Below are 17,652 nucleotides of genomic sequence, written 5' to 3' on the forward strand. Positions count from 1 at the left end.
AGGACGGCTCCAAGGCCGTCAAGGGAGGTAACGAAGTGGGTACGTACCGGGACCTGTTCGACCTGACCGGCCGGGTCGCCCTGGTGGTGGGGGCCGCGTCGGGGTTGGGCCGGGCCTCGGCCCTGGCCTTGGCCGATTGCGGCGCCCTGGTGGTGGCCGCCGACCGCGATGCCGCCGGCCTGGAAAGCCTGCTGGACGAACTGGCCGGCCCCCACGGCACCGCCGCCGGAGGGCACGGGGGTCACCCGGCGGCTGCCCCGGACCGGGCCCTGGCCCTGGACATCCGCGACCGGGATCAGGTGCGCCGGGCCATCGCCGGCATCGTGGAACGCCACGGGCGGCTGGACGTGGCCGTGACGACCCCCAGCATCAACATCCGCAAGCCCCTGCTGGACTACAGCGACGACGAGCTGGACCGGGTCGTCGACCTGAACCTCAAGGGCACCTTCAACGTCCTGGTGGAAGCCGGGCGGGTGATGGCCCAGCAGGGCCACGGCAGCCTGATCGCCTTCGCCTCCATCCGCGCCCAGGTGGTGGAACCCGGCCAGGGCGTGTACGCGGCCACCAAGGCCGGCACCGTCCAGCTGGTCAAGACCCTGGCGGCCGAGCTGGGCCCCCGGGGCGTCCGGGCGAACGCCGTCGCCCCCGGGGTCATCGATACCCCCCTGACCCGGCCGATCAAGGACCACCCGGAATGGTACGGCGCCTATGCCGCCAAGACGGCCCTGGGCCGCTGGGGGACGCCGGAGGAGGTGGCGGCGGCGGTGGTCTTCCTGGCCGCCGACGCCAGCCGCTACGTCACGGGTACGGTCCTGACGGTGGACGGCGGCTGGACGGCCATCGACGGCCGGTACGTCCCGCCCCTTGGCGGATGAGGGGCTCGCCGACCGGAGGTGACGCCATGCCCCCCTTGCCGTCCCAATCCCGTCCGGCACCCTTCCCGGCTCCGCAGCGTCCCCCCGAGGCCCCCATCCGCCTGGCGGTCATCCCGGGCGACGGCGTCGGGCCCGAGGTCATCGCGCCGGCCCTGGCCGTCCTCGAGGCCCTCGGGACGGCGGCGGGCCGGCGATTGGAAACGGTGACCTTCCCGTGGGGGTCGGCCCACTACCTGGAGACGGGCCGGGTGGCGCCCGCCGATTTCCTCGCCACCCTGCAAGGCTTCGACGCCGTCTTGCTGGGGGCGATGGGCGATCCCAGGGTGCCCGACCCGCTGACCGTCGGCCTAGTCCTGCAGATCCGCAAGGCCTTCGACCTTTACGTCAACCTGCGGCCCGTGCGCCGGTGGCCGGGGGCCCCTTCCCCCCTGGCCCGGGCGGCGGAGGTGGACATCCTGTTCGTCCGGGAGAACACCGAGGGCGAGTACGCCGGCGCGGGCGGGCGGCTCTACGCCGGCCAGCCGGAGGAAGTCGCCCTGCAGACGGCCGTCTTCACCCGGCGGGGGATCGAGCGGATCGCCGTCTTCGCCTTCGAGCAGGCCCGGCGGCGCCGGCGCCGGCTGACCAGCGTGTCCAAGGGGAACGCCTTGCCCCATGTCTTCGGCTTGTGGGACGAGGTGGTCCGGGAGGTGGGCCGCCGCTATCCCGACGTGGAGCTGGAGACGGTGCTGGTCGACGCCATGGCCTATCACCTGGTGCGCCAGCCCGAACGGTTCGACGTGGTGGTGGCCTCCAACCTCTTTGGGGACATCCTGACCGACCTGGGGGCGGCCCTTCAGGGCGGGCTCGGGCTGGCCGCCAGCGCCAACATCAACCCTTCGGGCCCGTACCCGGGCATGTTCGAGCCGGTGCACGGCTCGGCGCCCGACATCGCGGGGCGGGGCATCGCCAACCCGCTGGGCGCCATCGGCTCCGTCGCCCTGATGCTGGACCACCTGGACGCCCGCGGCCGCCTGCCCGGGGGCCGGCACCTGGCCGGGGTCCTGGAGGCGGCGATGGCGGACGTGGTTCGGGAGGGGCCGCGGACACCGGATTTGGGTGGAACGGCGACCACGGCCCAGGTGGGGGAGGCGGTGATCCGGCGGCTGCGGGCCCGCCTGGATCAGGGCGGTTAGCGCCGCGGGGCACGGCACCGATCCAACCCACGAACCCCCGAACGATCGGCCCAAACCGTCAGCCGGGCCAGCCCCCAGCGCCTCCGGACTCCCCTGGGACCCATGCGATCCATGGGACCTGGGGACGAACCGGCGGGGCGGGGGGTCGGGGGGCGGTTCGGTCCGTTCGGGGCCGTTCCCGCCGGGCGGGCGCCCTCAGGCGCCCAGGTACGCCTCCATGACCCGCGGGTCGGCGGCCACCTCCTGGGCCGATCCCTCCAGGACGATCCGGCCCGTCTCCAGGACGTAGCTGCGGTGGGCCAGCTTGAGGGCGGCGTGGGCGTTCTGCTCGACCAGCAGGATGGTCGCCCCCGACCGGCTGATCTCGGCGATCACCCCGAAGATCTCCTTGACCAGCAGCGGCGCCAGGCCCATGGACGGCTCGTCCAGCAAGAGCAGCCGGCCGCCCATCATCAGGGCCCGGCCGATGGCCAGCATCTGCTGCTCGCCGCCGCTCAAGGTGCTGGCCAGCTGGTGGGCCCGTTCCTCCAGCCGGGGGAAAAGGTCGAAGACCCGCCGCAGGTCCCGGCGGATCCCCTCCCGATCCCGGCGCCGGTTCCAGGTGGCCAGCTCCAGGTTCTCCAGCACCGTCAGCCGGGGGAAGATGCCGCGCCCTTCGGGGACGTGGACGATCCCCAGGGCCGCCGCCTCGTGGGACCGCAGCGGCGTGATGTCCCGGCCGGCGAAGCGGATGCGGCCCCGGCAGGGGATCATCCGGGCGATGGCCCGCAGGGTGGTGGTCTTTCCCGCGCCGTTGGCGCCGATCAGGGCGACCACCTCGCCCTCGTCCACCGTCAGGGCGATGCCGTCGACGGCCCGGATCGCGCCATAGTAGACGCTGAGGTCGCTCACCTCGAGCAAGGGCACCGTGACAAGCCCCCTCCATGTGGACCGGCGGTCAACCGGCTGGCGATCAACCGGCGGACGGTCAGCCGGCGGCCTCCTGCTCCCCCAGGTAGGCCTCGATGACCTGCGGGTTCGTCCGGATGGCCTCGGGCGTCCCCTGGGCGATGATCCGCCCGAAGTTGAGGACCACGATCCGCTGGCAGACGCCCATCACCACGGGCATGTGGTGCTCGATCAGGAGGATCGTCAGGTCGAACCGCTCCCGGATCCAGCGGATGAATTCCATCAGGTCGCGGCCCTCGGCGGGGTTCATCCCGGCCGCCGGTTCGTCCAGCAGGAGAAGCTTCGGCCGGGTGGCCAGGGCCCGGGCGATCTCCAGCCGCCGCTGCTCGCCGTAGGGCAGGCTGCCCGCGGGCTGCCCGGCCCGTTCCTCCAGACGAACCAGCCGCAGCAGGTCCAGGGCCTCCTCCCGCAGGCGGCGCTCTTCGGCGTGATACCGGGGGCCGCGGCGGACGGCCTGCAACAGGCCGTAGCCCGCCCGGAAGTTATGGGCCACCAGGATGTTCTCCAGCACCGTCATCTCCGGGAAGAGCCGGATGTTCTGGAAGGTCCGGGCGATGCCGCGCCGGGTGATCTCGGCAGCCGGCAGGCCCGTGATGTCGGCGCCGTCGAAGCGGATGCGCCCCCGGGTGGGACGGTAGACCCCCGTGATCACATTGAAGACCGTGGTCTTGCCGGCGCCGTTGGGCCCGATCAGGCCGACCAGTTCCCCGGGTTCCACCTGGAGGTCGAAGTCCTGGACGGCCGCCAGGCCGCCGAAGATCATCGAAACGCCATCCATCTCCAGCAAGGGCACGTCCCATTCCCCCGTTCGCTCGGAACCGGTCAGGGGCGCGGGCCGGCCTAGGCCGCCACCCGCTGCCGCGCCCTCCGTCCCCGGCCGAGGCCCGCCAGGCGGATCTCGCGGAAGCCCAGGATGCCCCGGGGCATGCGCAGCATGATGATCACCAGGATCAAGGGGCTCAGCACCATCCGCCACACCCCCAGATCCCTGAGGCTCTCCAGGAGGACCGTCAGCAGCGTGGCCCCCACCACCGACCCGCTCAAGCTGCCCATGCCGCCCAGGTAGAGCATGGCCAGGATCTCGGTCGACTTGATGTAGGTGAAGGACTGGGGGTTGATGTACTGGATCAGGTGGCCCCACAGGGCTCCGGCCAGGCCCGCGAAGAGGCCCGCCAGCACGAAGGCCAGCATCTTCACCCGCCGGACCCGGATCCCCATCAGGGTCGCCGCGATCTCGTCCTGGCGAATCGCCTGGAACATGCGCCCGTAGTTGGAGTCCACCAGGTTGCGGAAGAGCAGCAGCATGGCGATGACGGTGCCGTACACCCACAGCAGGTTGGACTCCTTGGGCAGCCCGACCATGCCCCGCGGCCCGCCCACCGCGTCGATGTTGTTGATGACGTTGACAATGATCATGTTGAATCCCAGGGTGACGATGGCCAGGTAGTCGCCGAACATGGTCAGGGCGGGGATGCCCACCAGCCACGCGGCCAGGGCCGCGGCCGCCCCCGCCGCCAGGAAGGCCAGGGCGAAGGGCAGGTCCAGCTTGACCGTCAGCACCCCGGCCACGTAGGCGCCCACCGCCATGAAACCGGCATGGCCGATGGCGAATTCGCCCAGGTAGCCGTTGACCAGGTTGAGGCTGGCGGTGAGGATGATGTTGATCCCCACCAGGCAGAGGACGTGGGTGACGTAGCTGTTGACCCAGCCCATCTCGCCCAGGGCGTAGACGGCCACCACCACCGCCGCCGCCCCCGCCCACGGCCACCAGCCCGCCACCGCCCGCCGTTCGGGGAGCACCGCCTCCACGCCCATCGCGCCACCGCCCCCTTCGTCACACCTTGGTCGAAAGCGGCCGCCCTAGCAGCCCCGTCGGACGAACCAGCAGGACGAGGATCAGGATGGCGAAGGCGATCCCGTCGCGGAAGGTGGAGGGCAGGTAGGCCGCCACGAAGACCTCGGTCAACCCCAGCAGGAAGCCGCCCAGCATGGCCCCGTCCACCAGCCCGATGCCGCCCAGGACCGCGGCGATGAACGCCTTCCACCCGATCAAGATGCCCATGTAGGGTTCGATGACGGGATAGGCCTGGGCCACCAGGATCCCTCCGGCGGCGGCCAGGGCCGAGCCGATGGCGAAGGTGGCGGTGATGACCCGGTCGGGGTTGATCCCCAGCAGCCCCACCACCTCCCGGTTGTCGGCGATGGCCCGCATCGCCTTCCCCAGCAAGGTGCGCATGACCACATACCGCAGCAGCGCCATCAGGGCCACCGAGACCCCAACGATGGTCAGCTGGACGCTGCCCACGGTGACCCCGCCCAGATTCCACGTGGCGCCACCCACCAGGCTGGGGAAGTTCTGGGGCGCTGCCCCCACCGTGGCCCGGACGAAATTCTCCAGGAACAGCCCCACCCCCAGCGCGGTGATCACCAGGGACATGCGGGGCGCGTTGCGCAAGGGCTTGTAGGCCACCCGCTCGATCAGGACGCCCAGGAGGGCCGTCGCCAGCATGGTCAGGACCAGGACGGCCGCCAGGGGCAGCTTGAGATAGACGGCGACGAACAGGCCGATGAAGCAGGCCACCATGAAGATGTCGCCGTGGGCGAAGTTGATCAGCTTGAGAACGCCGTAGACCATGGTGTAGCCCAGGGCGATCAGAGCGTAAATGCCGCCGAGCTGAAGGGCGTTGGCCAGCTGCTGCAAAAAGGTCACCACACGGGCCCACCCCTTTCCGGGTCCGGTGTAGCCCCCCGGACACCCCCGGACACCGGGCAACCGTTGGGCGCAGGCACCCCGCCGGGCCGCCCGGCCCTGCCCGAGGCGTCCTGCGCCCCCAACCTGCCGGCGACCGCCCCGGCCCGCCGGGTGCCGGTGGGCCCGGGGCCGCCGGCGGACTACGGGTTGACGGTGGTCTCGTACCTGAACTGGCCGTTTTCGATCTTGAGGATGACGGCCGGCTTCACCGGGTCGCCGCTACCCTCATAGGAGATGGTGCCCGTCACGCCCTCGAACCCCTTGGTGGCGGCGATGGCGTCCCGGATCTTCTCCCGGTCCAGGGAGCCGGCCTGCTGGATGGCCTGGAAGAGGATGTAGGCCGCATCATAGGTCAGGGCCGCCGCGGCGTCGGGCGTGGTGCCGTACTTGGCCTTGTACTTCTCCACGAACTCCTTGACCTTCGGCGCATCGGAACTGGAGGAGTAGTGGTTGCTGAAGTAGCTGCCCTCCAGGTCCGCCCCGCCCAGCTCCAGCAGCTCGGGCGAGTCCCAGGCGTCGCCGCCGATCAGCACCGCGTCGATGCCCAGCCGGCGGGCCTGCTGGGCCTGGAGGGGCACCTCGCTGTAGTAGTTCGGCAGGAACAGCACGTCGGGGTCGGTCCCCTTGATCTTGGTCAGCTGGGCGCTGAAGTCCTTGTCGCCGGTGGTGTAGGTCTCGAAGGCCGTGATCTGGCCGCCCATCTTGGTGAACTCGTCGCGGAAGACCTCGGCCAGCCCCTTGTTGTAGTCCTGGGCCACGTCGTAGAGGACCGCCGCCTTGCGGGCCCCCAGGTTTTCGTAGGCGAACTTGGCCATCACGTACCCCTGGAAGGGGTCGATGAAGGCCGCCCGGAAGACGAAGGGCTTGTCCTTCGTCACGTTGGGGTTGGTGGCCCACGGGGAGATCATGGGGACCTTGGCGTCGTTGGCGATGGGGGCGCCGGCGTTGCTGGCGCTGGAGCTCTGGGACCCGATGATGGCGACCACCTGGTCCTGGGTGATCAGCTTCTGGAAGACGCTGGCCGTCGACTCGGGCTTGTTCTCGTCGTCTTCGATGATGAACTGGACCTTCATCTTCTTGCCGCCCACGTCCAGGCCACCCTGGGCGTTGATCTCCTCTTCGGCCAGGCGGGCGGCGTTCTGCGTCGACTCGCCGATGGCGGCGATGTTGCCGGTGATCGGTGCCGAGACGCCGATCTTGATGACGTCGCCCTGGCCTCCAGGGCCGCTGCAGGCGGCCAGCACCCCCGCCACCAGCGAGAGCGCCATTGCCATCGCCAGGCTGCGCAACCCTCTTCTCACCCGTGCACCCCTCCCGCCCCGAGGCGTCGTTGTGACGAAACCGCGATGGGTGGACGAGACATTCGCCGGAAACCGGCCCGTTTCCTGTCACCTGCGGCGGATTCGGGCCCCTCACCCCCAGAACCGCCAGGCTCCGGAGCCGCCGTCCTGCCGTCCCCCGCGGCCCTACCAGCGGCTGGTCACCATCTTGACCTCGGTGTAGAACCGGACGCCGTCCTTGCCCGTGGCGTGGAGGTCACCGTAGAAGGAGGCCTTCCACCCGGCGAAGGGGAACCAGGCCATGGGCGCCGCGACCCCGATGTTGATCCCCAGCATGCCCGCTTCGATGCGGTACCGGAATTCCCGGGCCGCCCGGCCGCTGCGGGTGAAGATGCTGGCGGCGTTGCCGAAACGGGACCGGTTGGCCACCTCGATGGCCGCATCCAGGTCGGGCACCCGGATCACCGACAGTACGGGGCCGAAGATCTCGTCGCAGGCCAGGGGCTGCTCGGGCCCCACGTGATCGAAGAGGGTCGGTCCGATCCAGAAGCCGCCCTCCGGCCCGCGCAGGTGGGGGTGCCGGCGCCCGTCCAGCACGAGCCGGGCCCCACCGGCCTCACCCCCTTCGATGTACCGGACGATCCGGTCGCGGGCTTCCGGCCGGATCACCGGCCCCATGTCGACCTCGGGGTCGATCCCCTCCCCCACCACCAGCTGGCGGGCCGCCTCCGCCAGGGACTCCACCAGCCGGTCGCCCACCTCCCCCACGGCGACCACGACGCTCCCCGCCAGGCACCGCTGGCCGGCGGACCCAAAGGCCGAACTCACCACGGCCTGGACGGTCGCCTCCAGATCGGCGTCGGGCATGACGATCAGGTGGTTCTTGGCACCCCCCAGGGCCTGGACCCGCTTGCCGTGGCGGGCCGCCTCGGCGTAGACCGCCTTTGCCACGGGCTGGGACCCGACGAAGGAGACCGCCTTGACCTCCGGATGGGCCAGCAGGGCGTCGACCACCTCCCGGCCGCCGTGGACCAGGTTGAGCACGCCCTCGGGCGCCCCAGCCTCACGGAAGAGCTCGGCCAGCCGCACCGCCGTCAGGGGCGTCCGCTCCGACGGCTTGAGCACGAAGGTGTTGCCGCACGCCACCGCGATGGGAAACATCCACAGGGGAATCATGGCCGGGAAATTGAAGGGACAGATGCCCGCCACGACCCCCAGGGGCACCCGGACCAGCTCGCTGTCGATGCCCGCCGCCACGTCTTCCGCCATCTCGCCCAAAAGCAGGCTGGGCGCCCCGGCGGCGAACTCCACTACCTCGATGCCCCGCCGCACCTCGCCCCGGGCCTCGGCCAGGGTCTTGCCGTGCTCCCGGGTGATGGAGAGGGCCAGTTCCTCGAAGTGGCGCTCCAGGAGCTCCTTGTAGCGGAACATCAGGCGCGCCCGCTCGACGGGAGGAACGCGGCGCCACGCGGGGTATGCCCGGGCCGCCGCCTCGACGGCCGCGGCCACGTCCGCCCCGGTGGCGAAGGGCACCCGGGCGATGACCTCGCCGGTGGCGGGGTTGTAGACCGGCTCCCACCGCTCGGCGGCCGGGGTGATCCAGCGGCTCCCGATGAGCCCCGGCACCGCCGGCACGGCCGGCGCACCGGGGGCCGGTTCGTCCCGATCCCAGTGGGGCTGGGCCACCGCTCACACCTCCATGTAGGGCTGGACCTCGGCCATGGCCGCGTCCATGATCCGGAGCATCTCCTCGGCATCGCTGCGGGTCACGTTGAGATGCGGGGCGATCCGCGCCACGTTGCCGTAGAGGCCCCCCTTGCCGATCAAGAGGCCCCGCTTGCGGGTGGCCTCGAGCCAGCGGTTCAGCAGGTCGGGTGCCGGCCGCTTGGCGGCGTGGACGAACTCGACGCCGATCATCAGCCCCATGCCGCGCACGTCGCCCATGCACGGGTACCTCTCCTGCAGCGCCTTGAGCCCGTCCATCAGGAAGCCCCCGACCCGTGCCGCGTTCTCGGCCAGGCCTTCCTCCAGGATCACGTCGATGACCGCCAGGGCGGCGGTGGCGGAGACGGGGTTGCCGCCGAAGGTGGAGATCGTGCTGTGGCGGAAGGAGCGGGCGACCTCGTCGGTGGTGATGGTCCAGCCGATGGGCAAGCCGTTGGCCATCCCCTTGGCCGAGGTCATCACGTCGGGCTCCACGCCCCAGTGCTGGATGCCCCAGAGGTAGGTGCCGGTTCGTCCCCAGCCCGTCTGGACCTCATCGCAGATGAACAGGCCCCCGTACCGCCGGACGATGGCGACGACTTCCTTGAAGTACTCGGGCGGCGGGGTGATGAACCCGCCCACCCCCTGGATGGGCTCGGCGACGAAGGCGGCCACCCGGCCCGAGGTGGCGGTCTGGATCAGCTCTTCGACATCCTTGGCGCAGCGCAGGTCGCAGGATGGGTAGGAAAGGGCGAAGGGGCAGCGGTAGCAGTAAGGGCTGGCCAGGTGGTGGACCCCGGGCACGGGGGTGGCGGCCCGGTAGCCGTGGGTCCCGCCCAGGGTCATGGTCAGCATGGAGCGGCCGTGGTAGCTATGGCGCAGGACGATGACGTCGTCGCAGCCCGTGTGGGCGCGGGCGACGACCAGGGCGGTCTCGTTGGCCTCGGTGCCGCTGTTGGTGAAGAAGCTGCGTTTGAGCTGCCCGGGGGTCAGTTCCGCCAGGCGCTCGGCCAGCCGCACCTGGGGTTCGGTGACGTAGAGGGTCGAGACGTGTTGCAGCGTCCGCAGCTGGCGAGCGACCCGCTCCGTCACCTCCGGGTGGCAGTGGCCCAGGCTGACGGTGAGGATGCCGCCGAAGGCGTCCAGGTACTGGCGCCCCTGGTCGTCCCAGACGTACTTGCCCTCGCCCCGGACGATGACCAGCGGCTCTTCGTACAGCGTGGCCAGGTTGGGGAAGAGGTACTCCCGCTGCTTGCGGCGCAGGTCGTCGCCCTCGTGGGCCATGGCGGGCATGGCATCGGCCATGGATCTCCCCTCCCGCGGGACATGGATCCTGGGGAGGGTTTCGGCGGCCCACCCGCCGGCGCCTGGCGACAGGTTGACCCAGCGGGGATGGACAGGATGCGCAACCCGCCGTCCTGGCCGGCTGAAACCGGGGTCCCCCGCCCCTCCGGCTTGCCCCCGGCCCAACGGGGGGGGCAGGCCTCAGCCTTCCGGGTCCAGGCCAAGGAGCTGGGCGCCCCGCAGCGCCAAAAGCAACGTCGCCCGCCGGTCGCAGCGCTCCAGATCGGGTCCCAGCAGTTCCTCCAGCCGGGCGAGGCGGCGGTAGAGGCTCTGCCGGCGCAGGTGCAGGGCCTTGGCCGCCGCGGAGACGTTGAAGTTCTCCTCCAGGAGCACGGACAGCGTGTGCCAGAGCTCCCGCCGCTCCGGGCGAGGCACCTTGAGAAGGGCCCCCAGCTCGGCCTCGACCAGCCGCTGGAGGGCCGGTTCGGGCAGGGACAACAGGATCTGGCCCAGCTGGAGCTGGTCGAAGTGGATATGGGGCCAGGGGCGCCGCCGGGATTGAAACCGCAGGACGGCCAGGGCCTCCCGGAAGGCGCCGCCCAACTGGCCGAGGGATTCCCTGGGCCGGCCGACCCCGACCTGGGGAGGCTCCGGAGTCGCGGGCCGGGCCGCGCCTGCACCGGGCGGGGTCTGGCGCAGCCGTGGAAGCAGGCCGTCCCAGGCCTGCCGCAGGGCGGCCGGCGACGGCCCGGTGAGGATCACCACGGCCATCGGCCCCCGCACCCCACAGGCCAGCCGGGCCACCGCCGCGGCGGCCCGCCCGGCGGTGGCCCGGGGAAACGCTTGGGTGATCTGCTGAAGCCACGGCGAGCCGCTGGCGGAACCGGCGGTCTGAACAACGCCCACGGATAGCCAGGGGCCTAGAACCAGGCCGGCGGCCGCCAGCTGGGCACGGGCCAGGGGTTCGGCCCACGATCCGGAAAGGAGCAATTCGGCCAGTTCGTCCTCGCCGGGACCGCTGACCGGCGAAGGGGCGCCGCCATCGCCGCGAGGACCCCGCGGCCCCTCCCCCCGCGAACCCTCCAGCAGCCGGCGGGTCACCTCCTCGGCGATCTGACGGAAGCGGACCTCGGATCGCCAGGTCACCAGGGGCAGGCCGTGGCGCTCGCAGGCATCGACCAGGGCGGCCGGCGGTTCCGTGAACCACTGAACCAGCTCCAGCCCCAGCGCCGCCACGCCGGCCCCGGCGAGGGATGCCACGTAGGCCTGCAACTCCGCCGGCCCGGCGTCCCGGAAGCCCATGCCCGTGGTCAGGAGGAACTCGCCGCCATTGAGCAGCCGGGCGATGTCCAGGAGCTCCGAGATGTGCACCCAGCGGACGGGCCGGTTCATCCCCCGGTGACCGGCCACGACCCGGGCACCCGCCGCCGAGGGCAGGGCCAGCACGTCCCCCACCGTCACCGAACGCGGTCGAAAGGCGTCCGGCTGCGGCACCGCCGTCGCCGCCACGGTCGACCACCCCGCATCCCCGCCCCCGGACGCCCCGGACCGGGGCGTCCGGGGACCTGTCCGGGACCCGTGTGATCTACCTATTTTCGGGGCGGCGGCGCGAAATCCCGCCGGTTCGGGGCGCTTCTGGGCTGCCTCGGCGTTAGAGGTTGAACACCACCAGCCGCAGGTCTGTCAGGTGCTCGATGGCATACCGCGGCCCTTCCCGGCCGATGCCGCTGCCTTTGACACCGCCGTAGGGCATCAGGTCGACGCGCCAGTTGGGGATCTCGTTGACCATCACGCCGCCGACCTCGATGCGCCGCGCCGCCTTCATCGCCGTGTTCAGGTCGCGGGTGTAGATGCCGGCCTGCAGGCCGTAGAAGCTGTCGTTGACCATGGCGATGGCCTCATCCACGTCGTCGAAGGGGACCACGGAGACCACCGGGGCGAAGACCTCCTGGCACACCACCTTCATGTCCGGCTGGACGTCCACCAGGACCGTGGGCTCGAGGACGGGCCCCTGCCGCCGCCCGCCAGTGAGCACCCGGGCGCCGCGTTCGACCGCCTCGCGGATCCAGGCCTCGGCCCGTTCCGCCTCGGCCTCGCTGATCATGGGCCCCACGTCGGTATCCGGATCCAGGGGGTCGCCCACCTTGAGCTTGCGGGTCTCGGCCACCAGCTTCTCGAGAAACGCCTCGTAGACCGGCCGCTGGACGTAGATCCGCTGCACCGAAAGGCAGATCTGCCCGGCGTTGGCGAAGGCACCCCGGGCGCACCGGGCCGCGGCCAGGTCCAGGTCCCCATCGGCGCAGACGATGGTCGCCGAGTTGTTGCCCAGCTCCAGCACCACCCGCCGGAGGCCCGAGGCCGCCTTGATCCGCTCCCCCACCGCCGCGCTACCGGTGAAGGTGTAAGCGGCGATGCGGGGATCGGCCAGCAGCCACTCGCCCACCTCCCCGCCCGCGCCCGTGACCAGGTTGAGGTAGCCGGGAGGCAGGCCGGCATCCGCCAGGGCCTGGACCAGGTGGACGGCGCTGAGCGGCGTAGCGGTGGCGGGCTTGAGCACCACGGCGTTGCCCGCGGCCAGGGACGGTCCCACCTTGTGGGCGGCCAGGTTCAAGGGGAAGTTGAAGGGGCTGATGGCCGCCACCACCCCCACGGGAACCCGCAGGGTGAAGGCCAGCCGGTTCTCGGCCCCCGGCGCCGCCTCGATGGGCACCTGCTCGCCGTGGATCCGCTTGGCTTCCTCCGCGGAGATCTCCAGGGTCTGGGTGCACCGGTCGACCTCGGCCAGGGCTTCCTTCAAGGGCTTGCCCGCTTCGGCGGCGATGGTGCGGGCCAGCTCGGGCTTGCGCTCCCGGATTAGCTCCGAGGCCCGCTTGAGGATCTCGTACCGCCGGTAGGGCGGCAGGGGGTTCTCCCGGTACGCCCGCTGGGCGGCCGTCACCGCCCGCTCGACGTCGTCTCGCGTCGCCCGGGCGACGTAACCGATGACCTCGCCGGTGTACTTGTTGTGAACGGCTATGGTCGCCTCCCGCTCGACCCACTGCCCGTCGAGGAAGAGGCCGTGGGTCGAGACCGCCGTGGCCGCCATCCGATCACCCCTCCCTCGCGGTCCTTTCCCTTCCTCGATTACCAGGACCGCAGGGAAACTCCTCCGGGCGATCGGCTTCCGCCGCCGGGTTGGACGGTCCGGGAATCCCGTTCTTGCGCACAGGAAGGCCAGGCTCTCCGCCACGGCGCCCGGACCCGGTGGCGAGCCGGGGATCAGCCTCCACCCCGCAGCACCCTCCGCAGGATCTTCCCCGTCAGCGTCTTGGGCAGCTCGGGCACGATCTCCACCTGCCGCGGGTACTTGTAGGCCGCCATGCGTTCCCGGCAGAAGGCGATGAGTTCCTCCGGCGTCACCCGGCCCTCAAATTCCGGCTTTAGAGATACAACCGCCTTGACGGTCTCGCCCCGGTAGGGGTCGGGGACGCCGATCACGGCCGCCTCTCGCACCGCCGGGTGCCGGTAGAGGACGTCCTCCACTTCCCGTGGCCACACCTTGAACCCGGAGGCGATGATCATGTCCTTCTTCCGGTCGATCACGTAGAACCAGCCCTGGGCATCCATCCGACCCACGTCCCCCGTGTACAGCCACCCGTCGCGAAGGGCGTGGGCCGTCTCCTCCGGCTTTTTCCAGTACCCCGGCACCACCATCGGCCCCCGGGTCACCAGCTCGCCGACCTCGCCCGGCGGCAGGTCCCGACCGGTCTCCAGGTCGACCACCTTGACCACCGTGTTGGGAACCGGAACCCCTACCGAGAGGGCCCCCGACTCCGGGTCCACCGGAGCCCGCCGCCCCAGGGGCACGGCATGGGAGGGTGACGTCGTCTCCGTCAGCCCGTAGATGTTGTGGATGTAAGCCCCCGTGGCCGCCTCGAACCGTTCCACGACCGCCGCGGGGATCGGGGCCCCGCCGCTATACGCCTTCCGCAGGGACGACAAGTCGCGCCGGCCGAAGTCGGGGTGGTTCATCAGGGCGATGTAGGCGGTGATGGCCGCCACCATGAAGGTCCCCCGCCAACGTTCGATCAGGCGCAGCATCTCCCCCGCGTCGAACCGGTACCCCAGGATCACGGGGACGCCCGCCAGCCCCGCCGCCGCCAGGTGACCGATCAGGCCCGTGATGTGAAAGAGCGGGGCGGCGCCGACCACCACGTCGCCCGGACCGAGGCGCATCCACGTCCGGTAGACCTCGGCGTTGAAGGCCACGTTGCCGTGGGTGTTCATCGCCCCCTTGGGCGAGCCGGTGGTGCCGGAGGTGTAGGTCAGGAGGGCCACGTCCTCGGGCCGCGGCTGGGCGCCGGGATCGGGGGCGCCGTCCTGCCGCCGGCAAAGCTCCAGCAAATCCCACGTCTCTCCGAACCGCCGTTTGGACGAACCGGCCAGCACCGCCGGGCGTGATGGGGCCGGCCGGCCGGCACCCCCCGCCGCGCCGGACGTTGCCCCGGCCGCCTCGGGTCCCAGCAGATCGAGTTCCGACGTGGTGATGACGTGACGAACCTCCGTCCGGCCCAGGACCCCTTGCGCCACCTCTTCATAGAGGGACTCCAAGCTGATCAGGACGGTGCTGCCCGAGTCGTTGAGATGGTAGACCAGTTCCTCCCCCTTGAACATCGGGTTGAGGGGGACGGCGATGGCCCCGGCCTTCCACGCGGCCAGCAGGGCGATCCAGAACTGGGGGATGTTCTGGAGGAACAGGGCCACCCGGTGGCCCTGTTCCACTCCCATCCCGCGCAGGGCAGCGGCCAGAGCGCTGCTGGTGCGGTCGAGCTCGGCAAAGGAGAGCACCCGTTCGAAGTAATAGACGGCCGGCCGGTCGCCGGCCCGGCGGGCGGTGGCCCGGAACTGGTCGATGGCCGATGCGGCCGGCAGCGGGAGGTCCGCCGGGACGCCCGCGGCATAGCATGGAAGCCACGGCCGACCCGGGCCGCCGCCGGCAGGCCCCATCCCGGAGCGGTCTGCGGAACGGGCCATGGATTGCACCCCCCAGAGGGCGGCGCCGGCCGGAGGCCCGGAACCCGGGATCGAGCCCCCGGTTCGACGGAAACCTCCGGCCGCCGCCCCGATCCAAGTTCATGCTGTCGGCCGGGCGCCAGGTTCGTCCCCGGCACCGAAGAGGCGGGCGGGATTGCGGGTGAAGATCCCATCCAGCACCTCCGGCCGGACCCCGGCCTCCACCAGGGCGGGAACCACGTCGTCAAAGAGGTGGGTCGGGTGCCAGGCGGCCAGCAGATCGGCCAGCTCGTCCGGCCACTTGACCGGCCGGCCCAGCCAGAAGTTGACGGAATCGTGGGAGAGCATGAGGCGATCCGCGTAGCCCAGGGCGATGAGGCCGCTGACCACGGCGTTGCGCGCTTCGTCCGATGGCATGCCCACGAACCGCTGGATTCCGTACCGGTCGAAGGCGATGTACACGCCGTGGGCCAGCGTCGCCAGGTGGTAGGCGATGTCGGTGTTGCCGTCCATGTGGCCGATCATGATGCGCCGCGGGTCGGCGCCCTCCCGGACCAGCAGCTCGGCCTGCTCCGGCCCCATGGTGCCCTCCTGGGTGTGGGTGATGATGGGCACCCCTGTCTCCCGCTGGGCGCGGGCGGCGGCGCGGAAGAACATCTGCTCGTACTCGGTGATCACGCCGTTGCTGGAGGCCAGCTTGATGACGCCCGCCTTGATGCCGGTGCCGCCGATGCCCTCGGTGATCTCCCGCATGAACATCTCGTAGATCTCTTCCTCGGCGTTGCCGAAGGCCCGGCGGAACTTGAAGTAGGCCGGCGCGCCCTCGCCCTCGTAGTAGTAGCCCGTCGAGCAGATGATCTGCAGGCCCGTCCGCTCGCTGATCTCCCGCAAAAGCTCGGGATCCCGGCCGCAGTCGTTGGGCGTGGCGTCGACGACTGTCTTCACGCCGCAGGCCATCACCCGGCGGGCCACATCGAGCCCGACCTCCAAGGCCCGCTGCCGGTCGTAGGGGGCGACGGTCAGGTCCCCGTGGAATCCGGGGTACCCGAAGACGAAGTGCTCGTGGACCAGGGTCTTGCCCAGGTCCTCGGGACGAACCGGCCCCGTCACGGTGTTCACCGTGCGGCCCATGGATCACACCCCCGCTGGCGGGCGGCCTCGTGCCGCCGAAATCGGGATCGCCCGACGTCTTCCCCCGTGCCGTTCCCCCGGCGCCCCCAGCCGCCGGGGTGGGATGGACGACCCCGATGCATGTCTATGAGCCTGCCTTGCCGGACATGCCACCATGGTCGGTCAATCCCGCCCGCGGAACCGGTACCAGCGGGCCGGTGCCTCGCCCCGGCGGCCCGCCAGTCCCTGGCCCTCGAGCCACAACAGGAAGGCCAGGGTCTCCGCTACGGCGCCGCGCAGCCGGTGGGGCTTCTGGCGGGCGTCGTCGGGGCGCCGGGCGGCCACGATCTCGAAGGCCGTGGGGCCGGGTTCGTCCGGCAAGCGGTCCCGCAGGGCCAGGGCGGCCTGCTGGTGCCACTCGACCAGGGCGGCGGCGTGGGGCCTCATGGGCCCCCGCCAGGGCAACCCGTGTCCCGGAAGAACCAGGCCGGGCCCAGGCCGTCCCTCCGCCTCGCCGGACCCTCCGATCCCCCAGAGCCGATCCAGGTGTTCGACGGCCGCCAGGTTGTCCAGATAGGCCCCCAGGGGGTCGGCGGGGCCGGCCGGATTGGCCCAAACGTTGATCCCCGCCCGGGGCAGCACGTGATCCCCGGTCAACACCCACCCCTTGGCGGGGACGTGCAACATGACGTGGCCGGGGGCATGGCCAGGGACGTGGACCACCTCCAGCTCCAGGCCGGCAACGGAGAAGGAAGCCACGGGCAAGAGCCTGATCTTGCGGCCTGCCGCCTGGCCTGCCGCCTGCCCCGCCACCTCCGCCCCGCCGGGAGCACGGCGCGAGATCTCCCGGGCGCCGCGGCTCGCCGCCCCGTGGCTGGGCGCCCCATCGCCCTCCCTTCGGGTCCCCCGCGTGACGTCCCCACCACCGCCAGCGGTCCCCGCCACCTCCCCGCGACCCCCGGTCCCCGTTGCCCCTTCCCCGTCGCCGCGGGCCGGGGATGCTGGTGCCCCATCGCCGCCGGCCAGGGGAGGTACCTGGGGATACAGCACGACATCACCGGGCAGGGGCATCCGCTCGGCCCGGCGCAGCAGGGTGTCCATGACCTCCGCGGGCATGCCCGTCAGGCGGATCCAGGCCTCCAACGCGGCCGGGTCGACCCGGTCCAGGTCCATGTCAGCGGGGTGGACGTACACGGCCCCACCCCACCGCCGCCCCACGGCGATCACGTCGCCGGCGTGGTCCGGGTGGCGGTGGGTGAGCAGGATGGCGGCCAGGCCGCCCTCGGGCACCCCGGCGGCCCGCAGCGCCCAGCCCAGGGCCCGCAGGCTGGCGGGCGTCCCCACCCCGGCGTCCACCAGGATCCACCCGCCGGGGGCCTGGATCAGGTAGGCATTGACGAAGGGGACGTCCCACGGGAGCGGCAGCTGGATGCGGTAGAGGCCAGGCGCCAGTTCCCAGCAGTTCTCTTCCACCGGCCGCTCGGGCAGCCGGTCGGCAGCTGTAGAGCGCAACGTTGGTATCATCCCCTGCA

At 71.4% G+C, this 17,652-nt stretch carries 14 protein-coding genes; 2 read left to right on the forward strand and 12 right to left on the reverse strand.

Annotated features, from left to right (window positions below; all coding sequences use genetic code 11):
* Window positions 1-35 precede the first annotated feature (35 nt).
* Window positions 36-875 carry an SDR family NAD(P)-dependent oxidoreductase gene (locus tag ACYQ02_RS07750; RefSeq protein ID WP_460039878.1) on the forward strand — a complete coding sequence of 280 codons (840 nt, stop codon included), beginning with the start codon at window positions 36-38 and terminating at the stop codon, window positions 873-875.
* 26 nt (window positions 876-901) lie between these two features.
* On the forward strand, window positions 902-2,050 hold the full coding sequence (locus ACYQ02_RS07755) for an isocitrate/isopropylmalate dehydrogenase family protein (RefSeq protein ID WP_460039879.1): 1,149 nt from the start codon (window positions 902-904) through the stop codon (window positions 2,048-2,050).
* Between the two features lie 195 nt (window positions 2,051-2,245).
* Here the strand turns inward: ACYQ02_RS07755 and ACYQ02_RS07760 are convergent, their stop codons facing one another.
* From ACYQ02_RS07760 to ACYQ02_RS07815, 12 genes are all read right to left on the reverse strand, one after another.
* Window positions 2,246-2,956, reverse strand: coding sequence for an ABC transporter ATP-binding protein (locus ACYQ02_RS07760; RefSeq protein WP_460039880.1), 711 nt, complete (start codon window positions 2,954-2,956; stop codon window positions 2,246-2,248).
* 61 nt (window positions 2,957-3,017) lie between these two features.
* Window positions 3,018-3,791, reverse strand: a complete 774-nt coding sequence (locus ACYQ02_RS07765) for an ABC transporter ATP-binding protein (RefSeq protein ID WP_460039881.1) — start codon at window positions 3,789-3,791, stop codon at window positions 3,018-3,020.
* Window positions 3,792-3,838: 47 nt separating this feature from the next.
* A complete protein-coding gene (locus ACYQ02_RS07770; RefSeq protein ID WP_460039882.1) occupies window positions 3,839-4,813 on the reverse strand; it encodes a branched-chain amino acid ABC transporter permease in 975 nt (324 codons plus the stop codon).
* A gap of 19 nt (window positions 4,814-4,832) precedes the next feature.
* A complete protein-coding gene (locus ACYQ02_RS07775; RefSeq protein ID WP_460039883.1) occupies window positions 4,833-5,711 on the reverse strand; it encodes a branched-chain amino acid ABC transporter permease in 879 nt (292 codons plus the stop codon).
* A 179-nt stretch (window positions 5,712-5,890) separates the two neighbouring features.
* On the reverse strand, window positions 5,891-7,051 hold the full coding sequence (locus ACYQ02_RS07780; RefSeq protein ID WP_460039884.1) for an ABC transporter substrate-binding protein: 1,161 nt from the start codon (window positions 7,049-7,051) through the stop codon (window positions 5,891-5,893).
* A 165-nt stretch (window positions 7,052-7,216) separates the two neighbouring features.
* Complete coding sequence (locus tag ACYQ02_RS07785; RefSeq protein ID WP_460039885.1) at window positions 7,217-8,716, reverse strand: CoA-acylating methylmalonate-semialdehyde dehydrogenase; 1,500 nt, start codon at window positions 8,714-8,716, stop codon at window positions 7,217-7,219.
* Between the two features lie 3 nt (window positions 8,717-8,719).
* The gene (locus tag ACYQ02_RS07790) at window positions 8,720-10,039 is read right to left on the reverse strand and encodes an aspartate aminotransferase family protein (protein ID WP_460039886.1); all 1,320 of its coding nucleotides are present in this window, start codon (window positions 10,037-10,039) and stop codon (window positions 8,720-8,722) included.
* 180 nt (window positions 10,040-10,219) lie between these two features.
* Entirely contained in the window at window positions 10,220-11,527 is a 1,308-nt protein-coding gene (locus tag ACYQ02_RS07795) for a PucR family transcriptional regulator (RefSeq protein ID WP_460039887.1), read from the reverse strand.
* Between the two features lie 142 nt (window positions 11,528-11,669).
* A complete protein-coding gene (locus tag ACYQ02_RS07800) occupies window positions 11,670-13,103 on the reverse strand; it encodes an aldehyde dehydrogenase family protein (protein WP_460039888.1) in 1,434 nt (477 codons plus the stop codon).
* A 173-nt stretch (window positions 13,104-13,276) separates the two neighbouring features.
* Window positions 13,277-15,031, reverse strand: coding sequence for a long-chain-fatty-acid--CoA ligase (locus ACYQ02_RS07805; protein ID WP_460039889.1), 1,755 nt, complete (start codon window positions 15,029-15,031; stop codon window positions 13,277-13,279).
* 99 nt (window positions 15,032-15,130) lie between these two features.
* Window positions 15,131-16,141, reverse strand: a complete 1,011-nt coding sequence (locus ACYQ02_RS07810) for a phosphotriesterase family protein (protein ID WP_460039890.1) — start codon at window positions 16,139-16,141, stop codon at window positions 15,131-15,133.
* Window positions 16,142-16,303: 162 nt separating this feature from the next.
* Window positions 16,304-17,632: an MBL fold metallo-hydrolase gene (locus tag ACYQ02_RS07815; protein ID WP_460039891.1), complete on the reverse strand. Its 1,329-nt coding sequence runs from the start codon at window positions 17,630-17,632 to the stop codon at window positions 16,304-16,306.
* Window positions 17,633-17,652 lie beyond the last annotated feature (20 nt).

The sequence above is a fragment of the Thermaerobacter litoralis genome (assembly GCF_054654595.1).